Source organism: Paenibacillus sp. Y660 (assembly GCF_057221575.1).
In genome coordinates this window covers 1-17,806 of the sequence record NZ_JBXBBJ010000049.1, presented here as the reverse complement: position 1 = coordinate 17,806, position 17,806 = coordinate 1, and the positions used below count along the sequence as shown (strand labels likewise).

The window sequence follows — 17,806 nt, the reverse complement described above, 5'->3', positions numbered from 1 at the left end:
GGGAAGTGGTTCTTACAGTGACCACTTCCCTTATCTAATACAATTAGCGGTCACGCTCAGCGTCATATCTTGGACAGCAGACATCGTCAATTTCCGGTCATGTGAGGACGTCAGTAACACTAACGACAAGTGTCTGCGTTTTGTGTTCAAAGCGGATAACATCATTTTTCATTAACTTAATTGTAGAGTTTTCAGCTATTTCCTTATTTAATCCTAAAATATTCGCTATTTCTTCATATCTTCCAACACCATAACCTATTAATCTTAAAATAAATTCATCAACAACGTTAAGGGGTATTTCCTGTAGCATCTGTAAAGTAACATTTATTCTCCATACTGGAAAAGCTATTTCAGAAAAATGGACAAGATCATAGCCCGGTATTGCATGTATAGATGCTAATTCCTCTATTTTCAATTGCCTAACACCTCCAACTTGCAGTTATCACTATCTGTTTTTTGTATATGCTTGAGAATTTCTGCAAATGGATTATTTGTATTAAAAGTAACAGCTTCAGAAGTCATTTCATGATCCCCAACAATAAATAGCAACTTTCTTGCTCGGCTTAACGCAACATTTAATCTCCTGTAATCTTTTAAAAAACCTATATTTTTTCTTTTATTACTAGTTACCACACTATAAAATACAATTTCTCTCTCCTGACCCTGAAAAGCATCGATATTATCAATATCAATACTAAGCTTTTCCCATCTTAATTTATCTTTTGGGTTTATTAATTGTTCTAATAGTACCTTTTGCTCTGCATATCCTGAAATAACACCCATATTCAAGCTGTAATTATTTAACCTCAATTCATTTTCAATCTTTTCGCAATACTCTGTAATTAATCGCGCTTCCAATTCATTTTGTCTGCTTTTTCCTACATATTTCTCAAATCTATCATCCTTCATACTAGTGGAGAGCCATATAACGCTTTTCTCTTTCCAATCATTTAAATTATGGTGAAGTTCTTCAGTTATTGCTGCATTTTTAATAGTGTTTTCATAAAACACATTACTAACTAAACTACCAATACCTTCGTGCATTCTATATTGAATGTCCAAAACACTGCGTATATGTTCATCTGCCCTATGAAATATGTCTTCAAATAGACTAATCTCTAACGTCCTTTCATCAATATCATATCTTTCTTTATCTTCTTTTGAGAGCTTTATATCAACAACAGGTGGAAGCTGTTTATGATCACCTACAAGTAATATTCTTTTCCCCTTTACGAGTGGGACCAATATCTCTGGTGGTGTAGCGCGTCCCGCTTCATCAACTATAACCCAGTCGTACTCTGATGCCCAAATACCCGGTATATTAGAAACGCCCAGACAAGTACTAGCCACAACCTGAGTCTCTGCTGCACATAAAGCTTCAAATTCTTTCCCTCTACCTAACCTTTTCAGCCATTCTTGCCTAATTAATTCAATTTGATCAATTTGATTTAATTGCTTACGCTTACGTTCCAGTTCTTTTTCTATAATACTGAAATTAACCTTCAATTCTTCAAAATTTAATATCGACTGCTTGTCATGCTTGAGATGTAAAAAGCTCAAAATCTGTGGAAGTTTTATATTTAATGAATCGTATAGTTGGTATTTTTCCAGATCAAATTCGTCTATTTTCTTAGTTAAGGTTTTACAAATTAATGAATCAACCTTTTCCTGGTTACTTTCCTCATACAATCTATATCGCATTTTTGACATTTCATCATCGAGCTCTTTTAATTCATCATATATTTCTAAGCATTCTCTTAATAAAGCACTATACTCTGCAATAATAACTAAATCATCCTCATTTTCTATCTGGATTTTTTTAGAATAATTATCGCTTCTTAAGGTTGTATTCTTGATCCAAGAATTTAATGTTTGATCCAATTGAAAGGCCGTAAGTCGATCACCAATTTTATCTTTGCGTCCAACTCTTAAAAATGTCGTTTCACCAACTATCTTTGACGCTGCTTCAAGTGCATTATCTACTGCAGCGTTTGACTGCGAAGTTAATAAAATTCTAGTATGCGGATTATCATTCACTAATTGAGCAATAATCTCGCTTATTACCTTTGTTTTCCCAGTTCCCGGTGGTCCTTGAATAAGATAAATTTCTGAGTTTAACGTTGCTCTTACTGCTTCTTTCTTTGCATCATCCAGGTCCTCATGGAAAAATTGCATAACTTCCAATGCCGCATTAGAATGATAATTTTTTTTATTTGGATTCTCAATTAATTCCAACAAATTCGGATTAAGCGCATCTCCATATCTAACTGCTCTAATGGCTTCCTCTTGTCTTTTTAAAGCAGCAGAAACTTGTCTATTATCCAACGTAAGTTCCCCAAATTCTTTTAAATCATTAACATTCACACCACGTGCTAAGGCAATAATCACCTTTTTTCCCTCTACACCCACAAAAGTTCCTACACTTATTTTCTTTCGTCCGTTAATAGAATCCATTAATAAAGGCTGGTCAAAGAATAGTCCAAGGTCTTCCTCCTCTTTTAATAAATTCACTTCAACGTTAGATGAATCCATAGTTACATCCCAAGTGGAATAACTTAATGAAAAGTCCTTCTCCAATAAAAAGCTCTTTTGAAGTCTTAATATATTTTCCCATTGAAGTATTGTCTTTTTATTTTTAACTTCTCTTTGTCTTCTTTTTTCCAGTTTTCGCTTAAACGTTTCCGCTTCTTCTAATAAAACTAATGTATTCGAACCCTTAGGTACAATGGAATTTTTCTTAATAGCTTTCCAGGAAACTTCACAGGGGAAAGCCCACTCTTTGTTTGTAGCCATGTCAACTGAGCTTGAAACAAATATGTTTTTCAAAAAAAGGCATTTCGATGTACTCTCGATGACAGCCTTAATTCTATGCTTTTGTGTATAGAGAAACCATACTTCATTTCCTTTTTCAAGATAGGTTTTAGCGGAGTTTAACTCATTTTCTAACCACTCAAGCGCATCTTGTTCTGTATTGTAATGTATCAACTCTAACTCACACATTACGTTACAAAGTTGTTGGGAAACCTTTACGTAATGTACTGACTTCTTTTTGTTTATTTCTTTACGGTGCTTCATTAACTCACGTTTAACGTGTAATACCGAGGAGGGCCTCTGGGATTTTTCGTGGCTAATCATTTTTCGAATTAATTCCTTTATTTCTGAAGAAATTTGGCTAGTATTAATCTGATCTTCAAGTTTATCTTTCAATGGTCTGTTACCTGATAACATATAAAAAAGTATTACCCCAAGGGAATACACATCGGTGCTAAAATCAACTTCTTGACCATTTATCTGCTCAGGCGCTGTATACGGCGGAGTACCATATCCGCCAACTGTCATGCCTTCCTTTAACAGGTTTTTGATTTTACAAATTCCAAAATCAAGAACTTTAATTTCCCCAGTATTTTCGCAAAAAATATTGCTAGGTTTTAAATCTCTGTGAATAATGCCTTTTGAATGTGCTACAGCAACCGCATCAATTATCTCAAGCATTACATCTATTCCTATATCCATTAGTCCATTTGATGTCCTAATATTATCTTCAAGTGTAACTCCGTCAAGATATTCAAGAGCTAACCAATACTTTCTTTCTGCTTCATCAAAGCCCCATTCATAGATCTGAACTATCCCACTATGTTTTAATTGCGACAGTGCCTTAGTTTCTCTAATAAAGAACTCTTGAAGTAGACTATCGCTGTTTCCAGAAAGAATTTTAATTACTATGAGTCGGTCATCTTCAGAATCAATATCCCGTGAGACCCATATTTCACTCTGACCACTTCCAGGAATTAGCCTTAATAATTTAAATCTAGAAGCAAACAGTTTTGGAGCCATTATAAGACCTCCTTAAATTTTTTCAATCGTACTGGGAATTAACTTTAACCAAAACATCCGCAATCAAGTCCATATTTTTTCCATTTGAGTATTAATTCGACGTTTTCCAAGAATATCCTACTTTATTCACGGAAATTCCAAAAAAACTAGGACCACAGCAATGCAACAACGCCAAAATGACATAGCCTCTATATTGTGCTAGACTCATAAATTAGCCGCTTTATATGCTCACTAGTTTCATATAAGTTTGTTAAACTCCTGAGTGATCTTCTCATCTAATTCTTTCGTACTTTTCCTATACATAGGACTAAATGTTTTTATGTTTTTTAGAGACTATATTTTTATTGTATTTCTTCATCTGATTAATGATAAAGGTAAAATGCTGGAGCAAATATTGCTCGTCTATTTCAACTCTACTTTTAACAGTTCAATCTAAAACCAATATCAATCATTCGATTCAACGTACATTCATCAAACTCCGCACTTAAGGCTTAAATACTTCTTATAAATAAAAAGTGGGTAGCCCGGATATAAATTCATCAGGCTACCCACTAAATGTTTTATTGAATCAATCAATTCATGTGAGTTCCAGACTTTCTTTACTGGTTCCACACTTTTTTATCACCAAACACAAATTGACTCCTACCCCCCCCCTACTCCACCGTAACACTCTTAGCCAAATTCCGCGGCTTATCCACATCATGCTCCAAAGCAAGCGAAGCATAGTAGGAGATCAGCTGCAGCGGTATAACCGACAGCGCCGGTGACAAGATCGGCAGCGTCTTCGGAATGGCGAATAGCTCATCGACGGATTTCATGACTTCTTCTTCCGTACCTACGTTTGCAATACTAAGGACATGAGCGCCGCGCGCTTTAACTTCCTTGATGTTGCTAAGCGTTTTCTCGTACAGCTCTTCTTGGGTTACAAGAGCGATAACGGGAATGCCTTCCTCGATAAGCGCCAACGTTCCGTGCTTCAGCTCGCCAGCCGCATAGGCCTCGGAGTGAATATACGAAATTTCCTTCAGCTTCAGCGAACCTTCCTGTGCGACAGCATAGTCAACGCCGCGGCCGATGAAGAACAGGTGCTTGTGGTGCGAGATCGATTCAGCAACCTGCTTAAGCACAGCCGCTTGCTCTAGAATGCTCTCTACCTGTGCAGGCAGCTCATGCATAGCATCGATGACTTCGGCAATATAAGAAGCCTCTTTCGTCTCAAGCGTGCCAGCCAGGTGTAAGCCAAATAGGTAAAAGGCGATCAGCTGCGATGTGTATGCTTTTGTCGAAGCAACCGCGATCTCAAGACCAGCCCAAGTAATAAGCACATGGTCTGCCTCACGAGCTACCGAGCTTCCTACTACGTTCGTGATGGCAAGCACGCGTGCGCCGTTGCGCTGTGCTTCACGAAGAGCCGCGAGCGTATCAGCCGTTTCGCCAGATTGGCTTACAACGATGACGAGCGTATCCGGTGTCACGATTGGCGAGCGGTAACGGTATTCGGATGCAACATCCGTCTCTACCGGGATGCGTGCAAGCGATTCAATGACCGATTTGCCGACAAGACCTGCATGGTAAGCTGTACCGCATGCCACGATCTGTACTTTGCGAATCGATTTAATATATTCAGCTGTCATACCCAGCTCTTTGAGTTCAACAGATTTGCCGTCTTCGGAAATACGGCTCATCATCGTATCGCGATACGCTCTTGGCTGCTCATGGATTTCCTTCAGCATGAAGTGATCAAATCCGGCTTTCTCCGCTGTTACCAGATCCCAATCGACATGAAATATTTCCTTGGAAATAGTTTCGCCTTCAGTCGTCATCACTTCGACAGCATCGCGTGTCAGGATTGCCATTTCGCCGTCGTTCAAAATGTACACGTTGCGAGTATGCTCCAAGATGGCCGGAATATCCGAGCCAATGAAGTTTTCGCCTTCACCTACACCGATGACGAGCGGGCTTGCAAAGCGAACAGCTACAAGACGCTCAGGTTCAAACTCCGTCAATACGCCAAGCGCAAACGCTCCACGCATACGCTTAACCGCGCGTTGAACGGCTTCCACGATATTACCGTTATATTCATCAGCAACAAGATGGGAAATGACCTCCGTATCCGTCTCCGATACGAAAATATGCCCCTTTTGCATTAATTCTTCCTTCAAATTCAAATAGTTCTCAATGATCCCGTTATGAACAACGGAAAATTTCGCCGTGTTGTCCGTATGCGGATGCGAGTTCACATCAGATGGTTTACCGTGCGTTGCCCAGCGAGTATGGCCAATTCCGACAGAGCCTTCAAGCGGCTCCTCGCGCAGCAAGCCTTCAAGATTCGCCAAACGACCTTTAGACTTCGTAATTTCCAGCCCGTTTTTCGTGAAGACAGCGATACCAGCGGAATCATAACCCCGGTACTCCAGCTTCTTCAATCCTTCGAGCAAAATGTCCTGAGAGTCGCGTTTACCAATATATCCTACAATTCCACACATAATTTAATAGGCCTCCGATAAGGTTATTTTCCCGTCCTTGTCGGATGCCTGCCAATGCGTGGCACAGGCAATATGAAGTTGTCACAGATCAGTTCCCATTATTGCGGAAAATGTAACCCCTTTGCCCGTGCCCACCCCACTGGTGGCATCTTGGACATACGGGAGTAATCGATAATTGCATGAAAAATAAGCAGCCTGCTGCACGATTGTATGACCGGTCGCCCGGCCGTTTTACGTAACAGCTTTCGGTTGGCTTGCAAATACCGGAAGGTCCCCGCCGAATGTTTCGAACACCTTCACCTCGTCAGCTTCCCGTATGAACACCCGCTTCAAGCTCATCTTCCCAGCTTTACAACGAGTCATTCATCACGCAAGCTCTGGCGCTTAACTTGCTTAAATTACCTCTATCCTCGCTTTCCTTCTAGAATCATACTACCTATCATATTCATTTTCTGGCGGCCGTGCAACCATTCCATGAAAATAACCAAGCTCATTTTCCAAAATAGTGCAGCAAAAGCCTGTCAGCAACAAGATCCGACAAGCTTTCGACACCATATTGAATCATTAACCTAGTTCACTTTTAACGACATCAGCAATTTGTGCCACGTAAGCCTCGACCTGCTCCTTCTCCGGCCCTTCCGCCATTACGCGTATCAAGGATTCCGTACCCGATGGACGAACAAGCACGCGGCCGTTATCGCCAAGCTCAAGCTCTACGCGCTTAACCGCTTCCTCGATAGCTGCATTGCCTTGGTATAAGCTTTTGTCCGCGACACGAACGTTAACGAGCTTTTGCGGATATTTACGCATAAGTTCTTTAAGCTCGCTTATTTTTTTGCCAGAAGCTGCTAGTGTATCAACAAGCTGCAGTGCTGTCAGAATACCGTCGCCTGTCGTAATATGATCTAGGAAAATAACATGGCCGGATTGCTCTCCGCCAAGGTTGAAGCCGCCGCGGCGCATTTCTTCCATCACGTAACGGTCACCTACTGCCGTCTGCGCGGTTTTCAGACCGATACGCTCCGCGCCTTTGAAGAAGCCGATGTTGGCCATAACTGTCGTTACGATCGTATCTTCCTTCAGCTTGCCGGCCCGCTTCATCGCATCGCCAATAATGCACAAAATAAAGTCGCCGTCCACCTCTTCGCCTTTCTCGTCAATCGCAATCAACCGATCGGCATCCCCGTCAAAAGAAAGCCCAATATCCGCGCCATGCTGAAGTACCTGCTCACGCAAATATTCGGGATGCGTCGAACCGACGCCTGCATTAATATTCAATCCATCCGGCTCTGCGCCTACCGTAATAATCTCCGCACCAAGCTCGCGGAACACGGAAGGAGCCAGCTCATAGGCGGAGCCGTTCGCGCAGTCGAGTACGATTTTCATGCCGCTGAAATCGCCCTTGATCGTTGTTTTCAAATAGTCCAAATAACGCTGCTTAGCACCTTTATCGCTTGATACCGCTCCGATATCGCCACCCTCAGGGCGTGGCAGCTCATCTGTAAGTGCATCAATCAATCGTTCGATTTCGAGCTCGGTATCATCCGATAATTTAAAGCCGTCGCCAGCGAAAAATTTAATGCCGTTATCCTCTACAGGATTATGCGATGCGGATATCATAACGCCCGCGTCCGCGTTTAATTCACGTGTAATGTAAGCAACTGCAGGCGTAGAAATGACGCCAAGACGCACTACGCTTGCACCTATCGACAATAATCCTGCGATTAGCGCTGATTCCAGCATCGGACCGGAAATACGCGTATCCAAGCCGATAACGACCTTAGGCTTCTTAGCCTTATGTGTCAAAACATAGCCGCCACAGCGACCGATCTTGTAAGCCAGTTCTGGTGTAAGCTCACGATTGGCTACGCCCCGCACACCATCAGTACCGAAATATTTCCCCATAGTTAAAATGCTCCTTTGTAATATGCTGCGTTCTTTATAATATGGTCATTCTGCTTTATTGTCTAAGGATTCGTATTTGTTGGGCTGCCTCCTGCACTCCCGCCGCCATTGCCGTTCTCCTCACCGGTATCTGGCGGCGGAGGCGTAGAGGCTGGAGGCTCCTCTGTCGGCGTTCCTCCAACTTCCTCTGCGTTGTCTTGCTCGGACCCTGCAGCTGCATCGTCGAAAATTTCGATGGACACGGTCAATGTCTGCCCTTCAGTAAGAACCGTCGACACATAAGCAGGCACATCGACCTGAAGCGTTACGACATGCAAGCCTGGCGCCAGTCCCTCTGTATTAGCAATAATCGATATGGCCTCTGCCTTAAGCGAGGACAGCACCGATTCTGCTCCACTGACGGTCAAATCAAATTTGCCGTCCGCTGGAGTACGAATGATAGCAGATATACCGCTTGCCAGCCCCTCAATCTTGACAGGCAATCCATAAAAGGTTCGCGTAATATTAGGCGCTACAACAACCTCGAGCGTTACTTCGTCTGGATCAATCGATTTGATGCCATCGATTGGCACCGTCTTCACCTGTATGCTGCCTGATTGCTTCACCTTCGATAGGTCGAGCACGACGCCATCATAGACCTTGAGTTCATCTAACGCCTTCTGTTCCCCGTACACGGTCACCTGATCGATCGCCGGCTTAACGGACACTAGACTTAGCCCATCAGGCAATGTGCCGGTATAGCGAACTTGCAAAGGCAGCTTTTTGAATGGCGGCGTTACCTTCACCTCGACATGCACCGTTTCTGGAGAAATGATTGCATTCGTCATTTCTATGCCGTCTGTATCATATACGAGAACTTTAGCTTTTTTGTTCACAACGGTTTTATCCGCGCCCTCGATGTTAATCTCCGTCGTTACCAGCCCGACTCTGCTCATATCATCCTTAGGCAGCGTAACCTGAACGGCTGGCGTTGGAGCTGCAATTGTTGATGCCCCCACTACATATCCATCCGCAGGATTTCCTTCGGTAACGACCTGAAGCTCGAATGGCTTCGTCAATATCTCCTCGATTTGCACGGTAACGGTACGCGGCGACATATCGACGAGCTGAATCCCTCTAGGCAAGTCTACGGTCAAGGGGAGCTCCTGCATGCCTGCTTTCGTACCTTTCAAGTCCACCTTTACCACATAATCATCCAGCGAGGAATTTTTGAGCAGATCGGTAAGCCGTCCCTGTACATTAAGCCTTACAACAGTAGGCTCCATGGCGGAAAGTATATACTTGTCGGTATCCAGGCCCTCTGTTGTAATAACAGATGCTTCTATTGTCTTTGTATCCACATTTGTTGTTGTTACCGATTTCGGCGAGGTGTCCGGGTCAATATGAACGACGGCCCAGAGCAGGATGGCAACGATAACGGAAATGATTTTGAGCGCGGTTGGGTGATTAAGCCATTTATCCATTACGGCCTCCTTTCCGCTTCCAAAGCGACGACACTGTAACGCGTTCCTTCACGCGTCCGTTCGTCTTGGGCGTCAGCTCATCGAATAGCTTGGAAATTAACGACTCCTCTTTAATATCCCGCACGATCATGCCCCCGAGGGATAAGGATATTTGTCCCGTTTCTTCGGATACGGTAACCGATATAGCATCCGTTACCTCGCTTACCCCAATAGCGGCGCGGTGGCGGGTACCAAGCTCTTTGCTTATAAAAGGATTCTCCGAAAGGGGCAAGTAACAGCCTGCCGCCATAATTTGATTGGAGCGAATAATGACCGCACCGTCATGAAGCGGTGTGTTCGGCGTGAAAATATTAATAAGCAGCTCCGATGTTATTTTCGACTCCATTCGGATACCTGATTCAATCAATTCACTAAGACCCGTGCTGCGCTCGAATACGATCAGCGCTCCGATCTTGCGCTCTGCCATAAAACGAACAGCTTTAATGACACCGTCAATTTGCTCATTAACGACATCTCGGTCAAGTGAATAGGCTCGCGCAAACAGATTCCCGCGTCCCAGCTGCTCAAGCACCCGCCTGAGCTCCGGCTGGAATATAATGAGCACACTCAATATACCTAATGTAAACATCTGATTCATAAGCCATTTCAGCGTATACAAATTAAACCAGGTACTTAGCGCCCATACCGCAACGAGTATAAATATCCCTTTCAACAGCTGAACCGCTCGGGTTCCGCGCACGAGCAAAATGATTTTATACATTATAAAACTGACTATGCCAACATCGATGATGTCCTTTAACCAGTCATGCCAAGTCGAATCCGTGAAATAACTCATTTACCCAACCCCCAACAGCCGATCCCCTTATTCTTGTCTATATTGGTTTTCAACTTTATTATTTTCTAGAAGTGGGATTGGAAATCCTTTTTTTCAAAAAAAATAAAAAAAAAGCCTCCCTGCGAGAGGGAGGCAAGCATCCATTAACGGGTGTTTCCGCCAAAAGTTTGCGTCACCTTATACCAGAACCAGTCGAGCGCTTGATCAATGGTTCTGCTTTGCCCCGCAATATGACCAGTGGAAGCTAAGTTCAGAGTGCCGTCGATTACGGTAACGTTGCCGTCTACCTCGCCCTTTACATTAGCAATTCCGTTTTCTACCGTCAAGTTTCCCGTTAAATGGGCACCTTCCGGCACGATTACTGTGTTTCCTTCTATAATGACCTGCTGAAGATCCTCGCCTGCTACGATAAGCTTGGTGTCCTCTTCCCACATGGTAAAGAAGCTTCCCAGCATAACGAGTACAAATACGGCAGCAGCGGTCACACCCGGGTAGCGATAAATAAAGCGTACGATCCGGTTCATCTGCTTGCTCTGTTTCTTCGGCAGTTGCTGCATAATCCGCTGCGTTAATAGCTCCGATGCCTTCTTGTCATATTCCGCGGCAGGCTTAATCGCTTCTACAGTATGGAACACCGCGGCGTCCGTCTTCTGGAGCTGTTCAAACCGACTGCGACAAGCCGGACAGGAAAGCAAATGAGATTTTAACGTAAGGATATCTTCTACGGGCAGCTCGCCGTCCAAATAGTCATGCATCCATACGATGGCGACGTTGCAATTCATAGCAGCCAGTCCTTTCTTTCAATTGCTCGCGCATTAAGTTCTTTTCTCGTTATTAGGATACGTAGCTAAAGAGGGGATGTTTCACTTTTTTTCGAAATCAAAAAAGTTAGGCATCGGCTCATCCTACAATTTGTGCTCGAGCTTCTTCCGAAGAAACTCCCTGCCGCGGTGAACGCGCGTCTTAATCGTCGTCACGGGCATGTCCAGCACGTCGCCAATCTCCTGCAACGAAAGGTCCTTCATATAGCGAAGCGTCATTACGCTCTTATATTTCGGGGGGAGCGATGCGATAGCTGCATGAATAATTTGCTGCGTATCCGATAGCAGCAGCTCCGATTCCGGAGTCCGATTATCGCTGGGAATCATCGAATAGCCATCCAGTCCTTCATGCTCGGTCGACTCGGCGTCAAGCGAGTAAGTCGGCTTGCGCTTACGCAGCCGATCGATGCACAGGTTCGTGGCGATCCTGTAAATCCATGTCGAAAATTTTAACGTATCATCGTATCTATCCAGATTTTTGTACACTCGTAGAAAGGTGTCCTGAACGACATCCTCCGCCTCCTGGCGGCTGTTTAACATCCGATATGCCATATGAAAGAGCTTATCTTGATAGAGGTCTACAAGTTCAGCAAATGCCTGCTGATCGCCTTTGAGCGCAAGTCGCGCCAGGCGTGCTTCCAATACATTCACCTTAACTCCTCCAGACCTTCCGTTCGTTCCGACTGCAAACTGCTTGTGAGAAACAAAAACAAACTGTATGTAACGCCGATACCAGGCTTTATAAGACCTGCTGCGATATCAATCTCTATGAAACGATTCTGTTCGAACAAACTGGAAGCGGGCAGCGTACCTGCCATAACGTCATAAATCGCAAAATTCTGCTGATGTAAAGTCCAATATTTAATCCTTAAGCACTCTAAAAAATCGTAATCCACATGAACTGAAAAAGCAAGACAATTGAGAATAAAGCAACCAATTTCTTCAAAATTAATGAATGAAATACGTTTATTAGACATAAGCCAAATATGCCCAACACAGCGCTAATGATTCATCACCGACAAGAGTTAAGTCGATGTATAGCTGCCGGCCTCCCGTGCGTACTAATCATTTTGCCCATTATAAACGTTTGACACAGTGCCAACAATCGACTTAAGGCTAGTTGACGCTTCGACTTCCGCCTAGTATCCACTGTATTTCATGCAAAAAAGGTCTAGGAGACATTCGGCTCCCAGACCTTCTGTTCGTCATATTTCGTTTAACCTTACAAAGTATTTGTTTTCAATTTGTCCAGCACCTGATTGATGGTCGTTGTCGGGATGGCGAAGCCGATACCCTGTGCCTCTGCATTAACAGCAGTGTTGATGCCAATGACCTCGCCATGCTCGTTAAGGAGAGGTCCGCCGGAGTTCCCCGGATTGATGGAAGCGTCCGTTTGCAGCAAATGCTTGTATTTATGCTCGCCTTGCTCATCGGCAATGGTAATCGGACGCTCCTTCGAACTCAGCACGCCCATCGTAAGCGTTTGGTCGAAGCCATATGGGTTGCCGATCGCAATAACCCAGTCGCCGATTTGAGTTTCATCAGAGCTGCCAAGCTTGAGGGATGGGAACGCTTTGCCTTCCGGGCTCTCCACCTTCAGAACCGCTAAGTCCAGCTCGTAGCTCGAGCCAAGCACCTTTGCTGTCAGCGGCTCGCCGTATCCTTGAACGGTTACCTTAACTTCCTTCGCATCCGCAATGACATGCTCGTTAGTTAAAATGAATCCGTCCTGTTCAAAGAAAAATCCGGTTCCCGAGCCGGCAAGCTGCAGCTGCGGGCTGTTTTCCTCCTGCTGCTGCTGCCCGTCAATGCCGGATTGATCATCGCCAAAAAACTGACGGAAGCTCGGGTCATCGAACATCGAGGATGAGCGAGCCGGCTCAGCATAATTTTCAATTTTCACCACGGCTGGACTTGCTGCTTCATAGATAGAAGCGATATCATCGCTCGTACTGAGCGAAGCGGTAGATAAACCGGCATCCTGCTGTGCTGAGTTGCTTACTATGCTCGGGCCGCTGCTTTGCTGCGCCTGCCCGCTTCCGCTGAACAGATTATTTTTATCCGCCAGATAAGAGAAGCCGCCGATGACGATCGCACCGATCAGAAACGATGCAATCAACGTTTTTGCCGAACCTCCTGCCGAGCGTTTTCTGCGCTTTCCTCCGTCTTCGTCTGGCATACGCCTATCCATTTGAAGTCCAAGCTCCTTCTCGTAAGAGGCTCTAAGGTCATTTGTTGATTTGCTAGATTCATAGACATAAGTAGTAACGGAAGCTGGATTATGCTGGTCCGACTGGTCCGACTGGTTCGATGTATGGGAAGTATTTGTCGCTGTATAAGTATCGTTGTTCGCATTCGCGCCTTTGTTTTCCTCGTTCATTGCTATCATCCTCTCTAATGCAGGTGGGTGTCTTTCCTATGTACCTATCATGCAGGATATACCTTAAACGAAACTTAAGCGGGCTATAAATGAACATAAGAAAATAGAGCTAAGGATGATAAGCTCATGCCAATCGTCTTCATTGCAACTTTTGCAACTAAAAACGTTGCTTAGCTTCTCAGAATCGGCCCTATTTTGAATAACTGTATGCGGAACTTTACTATTTTCGTCAAAATAACCCTGCACAGCATAACGCAGCCTTACTCCAGCAGTGCTCATTTGCCAAAGACCAGTACCCGATAATGCTCTGCTTTAGGTGGGTTCCTTTCTCGCATGCATCAGCCAGACATAACGATTAAGCTGTTGAAAAGAAACCGCGAGGCCATAGTCCTTGCATATCTTTTCGAGAACGTCCAGCGTCGTATAGTATTCGCTTTGCAAATCATGAAGCAATTTCAAATACCCTGCTTGCTCTGCATCGGATTCAAATTGCTTACGAGCTTCTTCGTTCCGAAAGACTGTATCCGCGAAAATAATTTGTCCGCCCGCTCCAAGCAGCGTGCTGTAGCAAGCGATAGCCTGCTCCTTCTCCGCATCGGTCAAATGATGGAAGGCATACGTGCTCACGATGGTATCCAGCTGATCCGGAATCAACGGAAACTGGAGGAAGTCACCGTCTAGAAGCACCGCTTCAAAGCCTCTCTTCTCAAATTTCCCTCGCATCCCAACCGACGGCTCTACGGCATACACGCTAGCACCCCGCTTAAGAAGCTTCTCAGTCAAATTGCCTGTTCCCGCTCCAAACTCAAGGACTGTACCATAGGCACGCTCAGCTACCGCATCGAGGATGGCATCATAGCCTTGAAAAGCTTCCATGTATTCCTTATCCTGCCCCTGCACCGTAAGCTCATAATGATCTGCCCAGTCGTCAAATAAATCGATAAACTCTCTCCCCATCGCCTCGCACATCCCTTCAAAAGGTTAATCCCAACCAATTGCATGGAATTAAACGTGTTTATCTTCAGCATATGATGGTTGGTCAAGAACGGCGACAGGACAGCTACTTCTAGCGCAAAAAAAAAGCCAGCCACGGTGTACACCATGACTGGCTTTGCGATAGGACATGCTCGCCAAGCGGCAAGCTTGTTTGTTAGCCTGTATTCCGTAGGCCGGCTGCAATTCCGTTGATCGTGAGAAGCACCTCGCGGAGCAGCTCCGGATCATCCTCTTCATTATCACGAAGTGCGCGAAGCTCGGTTAGGAGCTGCACTTGCATGTAGCTGAGCGGATCAACGTACGGATTGCGCAAACGGATCGACTCTTGGATGACAGGAACGTTATCCAAAATTTCCGTTTGGCCTGTGATGCTTAGAATAAGCTCAGACGTCAGCTTGTATTCTTGCTCAATCTGCTCAAAAATACGATCGCGGATCGTCTTGTCATTAATCATATCCGCATATTCCTTCGCGATGACTAAATCTGCTTTAGCCAGAGCCATTTGCAGGTTATCGATAAGGGAGCGGAAGAACGGGAACTTCTCGTACATCGTACGAAGCGTTTCGAGATTACTCTCGTTCTGGTCTATATACTGCTTAAATGCGGTACCCGCAGCATACCAAGCTGGCAGCAAGTAACGGCTTTGCGTCCACGCGAACACCCAAGGAATTGCACGCAAATCCTCAAAGCGATCGCTGTTTTTGCGCTTGGACGGACGGGAACCGATGTTCAGCTCGCCAACCTCAGGCAGCGGTGTCGACTCTTTGAAATACGTCAAGAAATCCGGATCGCGGAAAATAAGATCCTGATACTTCTCAAGCGCAGTCTCGGAAATCGATCGTGCAATTTCATCCCACTCGGCTTCTGCTTGCGGAGCCTGCTCTGGATATTTCGCCAGACGAGCCGCCGTAATAAGCGCCCAAGTGGCTTGCTCCAAGCTGCGATAAGCGATGCCTTGCATCGAATAACGAGAGGAAAGAACCTCGCCTTGCTCGGTAATTTTGATGCCGCCGCCAACCGTGTGTGGCGGCTGTGCAAGAATACTGCGGTTAAGCGGCATTCCGCCGCGGCCAAGCGCTCCGCCGCGACCATGGAAAAATTTCAATTTTACATTGTACTCTTTGCCCGCAGCCGTAATGTCATTAAGCGCTACGCGCAGCTCCCAGTTCGCTGTAACCACGCCGCCGTCTTTGTTGCTGTCGGAGTAGCCGAGCATAATTTCGTGCAGATTGCCGCGAGCTTCTACCGCTTGACGGTAGATCGGCATTTCAAACAGCTGCTTCATAATAGCAGGCGCTGCATGCAGATCGTCGATGGTTTCAAATAGCGGTACCGATTGCAGCGTACAGCGGATCGAACCGTCGGATTCCTTGCGGAATAGGCCAACTTCCTTCGCGAACACCATAACCTCAAGCATGTCGCTTGCTGCTTCCGTCATACTAATCAAGTAGCTAGAGATACAATTAACGCCAAATTCTTGCTGCGCACGGTAAATCGTATGATAGACGTTCAAGCATTCACGCGTGGATTCCGTGTAATCCAGATGGCCCGAAGTAAGCGGCCTTGGATCGTTGAGGAGCTGGTGAAGCAGGTCTGTCTTCTCTTCTTCCGAAAGTGATGCATAATCCGCAACCACATTCATTTTCGCCAAAATTTCGGACATCGCATTCTCATGCTCTTGGCTGTGCTGACGAACGTCAAGCGCCATCAAGTGGAAGCCAAACAGCTCTACCTGACGAACTAGCTTAGCCAGCGCCGTATCTGCTACATAATCTGCATAATGATGACGCAAGCTGCGATCGATAACAAGCAAGTCCTCACGAAGCTCCTCAGGATGGTTATACCGCATTTGCGAGCCTTTAAGCGACTCATCGCGCGTATTTGCCAGCTTCTCCAGCATAAAGCCAAGCTTGATGCGGTAAGGCTCCTTCGTATTTCTCCACAAATCAACGCATTTCAGCTCAACATGCTCGCGGTCCGAACGAAGCGATTCCACAAGCTCGTCTGATACCTCAACCAGGTTTGTGCTGAAGCTGAGCAGATCCATAAGTTCGCCAAGCTTCTCTTCGTACTTCTGAATCGCCAGCTGGCGGTGCAGCGTCAGCGTCTCCCAAGTTACCTTCGCCGTTACGGATGGATTACCGTCGCGGTCTCCACCGATCCATGAGCCGAAGCGCAAGTAATCCGGCACATGCCAGTTCTCATCCGGGTAATATTTGCTCAGGCAGCGCTCCAGCTCTTCATAAACGTTAGGGAGCACCTCGAACAACGTTTCATCAAAATAGTACAAGCCGTTACGAACTTCGTCGATAACGGTTGGCTTGCGGTCGCGCAGCTCATCGGTCTGCCACAAAATAAGAACCTCATTCATGAGCTTCTCACGCAGCTTCTCGCGCTCGCGGTACGTCAATGTTGGGTTATCAAGCTCCATCACATCAACGGCAATCCGTTTATGAATATCAAGCACCGCACGACGAGTCGCCTCAGTCGGGTGTGCTGTCATGACGAGCTCAAGCGAAATATTGCTCAAAATATCTCGAACATCTTCGATCGCGATATCGCGTTCCTTCAAGTCCTGAACAGCACTCTCGATAGAGCCGCGCTGCACGGCTTCGCCGGCAGAAACCTCATAATCGCGTTTCCGTCTAATCCGGTGATTTTGCTCGGCAATATTAACGAGCTGAAAGTAGATTGCAAACGCTCTGATGACTTGATGACGAATTTCCGGGTTTAGAGAAGATACGTTTTCTTTGAATTGATCGAATAACTCCGGTACAAATTCAGCGCGGAGCGCTTTGCTTTGCTCCCGAATCCGTTCCACGATATCAAGCAGCTCGCGGCCGCCTTGATGCACGAGAACCTCGCCGAGAATGTTGCCTAGAAAGCGGACATCGCGTCGCAGCAAATTGTTAGCCTGCTGCCGGTTTGTCGTCAAAGTAGATGCAGATTGATCCGACATACTGTTCCTCCCACTATAAAGTAATGTTTTCTCCTGTTTTCTCACTCATTCTTAGATTTACAACTTTGACACCTTAGAGGTGAGGGAGAAATGTTGGTATAAATCATATTTTTCTGCAAAAACCGCT

General features: G+C 45.3%; 12 protein-coding genes. All 12 read right to left on the bottom strand.

The genetic code is table 11. The features are described 5' to 3' along the window. Window positions 1-97: 97 nt before the first annotated feature. On the bottom strand, window positions 98-415 hold the full coding sequence (locus AC2TDN_RS25740; RefSeq protein ID WP_484690632.1) for a hypothetical protein: 318 nt from the start codon (window positions 413-415) through the stop codon (window positions 98-100). Further along, entirely contained in the window at window positions 412-3,834 is a 3,423-nt protein-coding gene (locus tag AC2TDN_RS25735) for an AAA domain-containing protein (protein WP_484690631.1), read from the bottom strand. The genes AC2TDN_RS25740 and AC2TDN_RS25735 overlap by 4 nt, the downstream gene beginning before the upstream one ends. A 653-nt stretch (window positions 3,835-4,487) precedes the next feature. Next, window positions 4,488-6,320, bottom strand: a complete 1,833-nt coding sequence (gene glmS / locus AC2TDN_RS25730; protein WP_484690630.1) for a glutamine--fructose-6-phosphate transaminase (isomerizing) — start codon at window positions 6,318-6,320, stop codon at window positions 4,488-4,490. A 564-nt stretch (window positions 6,321-6,884) separates the two neighbouring features. Next, window positions 6,885-8,225, bottom strand: a complete 1,341-nt coding sequence (glmM, locus tag AC2TDN_RS25725) for a phosphoglucosamine mutase (protein ID WP_482069374.1) — start codon at window positions 8,223-8,225, stop codon at window positions 6,885-6,887. 62 nt (window positions 8,226-8,287) lie between these two features. After that, window positions 8,288-9,688, bottom strand: a complete 1,401-nt coding sequence (locus AC2TDN_RS25720; protein WP_484690629.1) for a CdaR family protein — start codon at window positions 9,686-9,688, stop codon at window positions 8,288-8,290. Further along, on the bottom strand, window positions 9,681-10,523 hold the full coding sequence (gene cdaA, locus AC2TDN_RS25715; protein ID WP_484690628.1) for a diadenylate cyclase CdaA: 843 nt from the start codon (window positions 10,521-10,523) through the stop codon (window positions 9,681-9,683). The genes AC2TDN_RS25720 and cdaA overlap by 8 nt, the downstream gene beginning before the upstream one ends. Before the next feature lie 143 nt (window positions 10,524-10,666). Continuing rightward, complete coding sequence (locus tag AC2TDN_RS25710) at window positions 10,667-11,305, bottom strand: zf-HC2 domain-containing protein (RefSeq protein ID WP_482069371.1); 639 nt, start codon at window positions 11,303-11,305, stop codon at window positions 10,667-10,669. A 123-nt stretch (window positions 11,306-11,428) separates the two neighbouring features. After that, the gene (sigW, locus tag AC2TDN_RS25705; RefSeq protein WP_482069370.1) at window positions 11,429-11,995 is read right to left on the bottom strand and encodes an RNA polymerase sigma factor SigW; all 567 of its coding nucleotides are present in this window, start codon (window positions 11,993-11,995) and stop codon (window positions 11,429-11,431) included. After that, window positions 11,992-12,321, bottom strand: a complete 330-nt coding sequence (locus tag AC2TDN_RS25700) for a hypothetical protein (RefSeq protein WP_484690627.1) — start codon at window positions 12,319-12,321, stop codon at window positions 11,992-11,994. The genes sigW and AC2TDN_RS25700 overlap by 4 nt, the downstream gene beginning before the upstream one ends. Window positions 12,322-12,566: 245 nt before the next feature. After that, window positions 12,567-13,724, bottom strand: coding sequence for a S1C family serine protease (locus tag AC2TDN_RS25695; RefSeq protein ID WP_484690626.1), 1,158 nt, complete (start codon window positions 13,722-13,724; stop codon window positions 12,567-12,569). Window positions 13,725-14,036: 312 nt separating this feature from the next. After that, entirely contained in the window at window positions 14,037-14,681 is a 645-nt protein-coding gene (locus tag AC2TDN_RS25690) for a class I SAM-dependent methyltransferase (protein WP_482069368.1), read from the bottom strand. A gap of 193 nt (window positions 14,682-14,874) precedes the next feature. Further along, complete coding sequence (gene ppc / locus AC2TDN_RS25685; RefSeq protein WP_484690625.1) at window positions 14,875-17,679, bottom strand: phosphoenolpyruvate carboxylase; 2,805 nt, start codon at window positions 17,677-17,679, stop codon at window positions 14,875-14,877. Between the last annotated feature and the right edge of the window lie 127 nt (window positions 17,680-17,806).